This window comes from Alkalithermobacter paradoxus, from assembly GCA_002029295.1.
Classification (GTDB): domain Bacteria; phylum Bacillota; class Clostridia; order Peptostreptococcales; family Peptostreptococcaceae; genus Alkalithermobacter; species Alkalithermobacter paradoxus.
Window position 1 is genome coordinate 1 of sequence record MZGW01000019.1, and the last position, 2,091, is coordinate 2,091.

Genomic DNA, 2,091 nt, shown 5'->3' on the forward strand with positions numbered 1-2,091 from the left:
CGCTCGACTTGCATGTGTTAGGCACGCCGCCAGCGTTCATCCTGAGCCAGGATCAAACTCTCAAAAATAATTTGGCTCATATGAGCTGACTTTATGGTTAATTGAATTACTATTCGTCTGCTGTTTAATTTTCAATGTTCTTTTGTCCTTTTCTCAAGGACAAGTAATACTATATCATCATTTTAAACTATCGTCAACACTTTTTTTGTATTTTTTATCATAATATTAATTTTTATATTATTTCTTAGTCTTTTGTATATTCTAATACACATCTTGAAAAAATAATATTAAACGAAAATGAATGGGGTGCTAAATATGAATGATAGATTAAACTATCTAAAGAAGCTCTATGAAGATGGTTATAGATGTATATACTACGATTGCAATAAAGATGAAGTCTTCACTGTATATCTCAAGAACTTTGATAACGAAAAAAGTGAAACTGTTGAGATTAACGACCATAATGAATTTGGACAATTTAAGTCATACATCGATAGCCTTAATAATTTCAGCGGCTAAATGCTTATTTTTAAATATAGAAAGGAGCACTATGCTCCTTTCTTATTTATATATTAAATTGTATAGTTTCTTTTATAATCTAGTCAACATACTAATGATGCACATTTACATAGTGATTTTATTTTCTATATAGCTTGTGTAGTCAGCTCATATCATAAACTTCATACTTGCATCATTAGAACAAAGTCTTTCTTTGAAAGATTTTAAAAGAAGACTTTGTTAAAATACATTACGTAAATTATGACTTGTCCACAATTCATTAAAGTACATAATTTCCTATGCGTTATAAATAAAGCATTCTACAATATTTTCCCATTTTCTTTTCTCATATTACTTATCACTCTGGACAATAAATTCACTAATATGTTTCTTTCTTCTTGCATTTTCTTCTTTTTTGATAGATAATCTGACAAATAGATCACTTTAGCATTCTTCATTAACAATCACATCCTATTTGAGTTAATCTTTCATAGATTATATTTCTATTTTTCATCCTTATTTCCTTCCTGTATACCATATTTATTTTCTAGACGAAGAGGCTCTATGATTTTTGGTATTGGTAATTGAAAATTTCCATAAAAATAGCTTAGAAAGATGTTCTCTCTAAGCCAATGGATTATATTTTATTTAGATAAGTTGCTTATTTTTGTCCTCAACACCAGTTAACAAGGAATCATTTATTCTTACTATCTTCATAGCGTATACCTTATTGACGTATCATTTTTTAATCTACTATCACATAGCCCTTTATATATATTGCAGTTATAAACTTGTTAAATCGTTCTACAAAGTAGCTTGACTTTGTTGCTTTTTCTTTTAGGGAACCATCTTCATTTCGTAAACTGTTGCACAACTCATCAAGTGCATCTTTAAGTTCCGACAGATAAGTAAAGTCTGATTCATCAAGTTCATCTCCATTAATATGCTTTTGATAAATACTTTCAAATTTATCTTGTACAAAAGTGATAGCCATATATGCATCACCTAATCCTTCTAAAAAATAATGCTCCTTCCAAAGTACATTATATCTTAATGCATAATCAGTAATACGGAAATGCTCCACTAGCTCCGCTAAATAGATCCTTGTAGCACCTATTGCTGCATCAAATGTTTCATCTGACCTTGATAGTGCCAAGCCAAGATTAACTGAAACTGAGTATACCTTATGGGTCGCTGAAGATACAAAATGAGTTTTAGCATTATTATATAATCTTATATTTCCTCCAATTTGGATAAATGCTAGAATACAGATCAACAGAAGTATTATTAATATTTTATTAGTTTGTTTTTTCATCTTAAGATCCCCTTCATAGTTTTTGATAATTAGCTTTAATTTTACTTATCTACTTGTTGGTAGTTGCCATAGTTGTTTCATTTTAATCACCACTTCAACTTTATTATATTGATAAATTACGCAATGATGTACTGTTCTATCTTCATGTATATATTAATGTCAAGGTTATTTTGTACGATTATGCCAATATTTTTATGTACAGTTTTGCTAGGTTTCTTTATTAGAAATCTTAGAGAGCGCAGAAGCAGTTCTATAAGAGTTGCCTAATATATTTACGA

The 2,091-nt window shown here is 29.1% G+C and carries 2 protein-coding genes and 1 rRNA gene; 1 reads left to right on the top strand and 2 read right to left on the bottom strand.

Annotated elements, in window-relative coordinates; genetic code table 11:
- Nucleotides 1-68: ribosomal RNA gene (locus CLOTH_RS10260) — 16S ribosomal RNA — on the bottom strand; the annotation flags it as partial.
- A 247-nt stretch (nucleotides 69-315) separates the two neighbouring features.
- On the opposite strand from CLOTH_RS10260, the gene CLOTH_RS10265 reads away from it, so the two are divergent.
- Nucleotides 316-519, top strand: a complete 204-nt coding sequence (locus tag CLOTH_RS10265; RefSeq protein WP_079413704.1) for a hypothetical protein — start codon at nucleotides 316-318, stop codon at nucleotides 517-519.
- 724 nt (nucleotides 520-1,243) lie between these two features.
- On the opposite strand, the gene CLOTH_RS10270 is transcribed toward CLOTH_RS10265, so the two are convergent.
- On the bottom strand, nucleotides 1,244-1,813 hold the full coding sequence (locus CLOTH_RS10270; protein WP_079413706.1) for a hypothetical protein: 570 nt from the start codon (nucleotides 1,811-1,813) through the stop codon (nucleotides 1,244-1,246).
- Between the last annotated feature and the right edge of the window lie 278 nt (nucleotides 1,814-2,091).

What these genes read in the sequence shown, in the direction of transcription:
- CLOTH_RS10265 (WP_079413704.1), top strand. Translation starts at nt 316, where the DNA reads ATGAATGATAGATTAAACTATCTAAAGAAGCTCTATGAAGATGGTTAT.
- CLOTH_RS10270 (WP_079413706.1), bottom strand. Translation starts at nt 1,813, where the DNA reads ATGAAAAAACAAACTAATAAAATATTAATAATACTTCTGTTGATCTGT.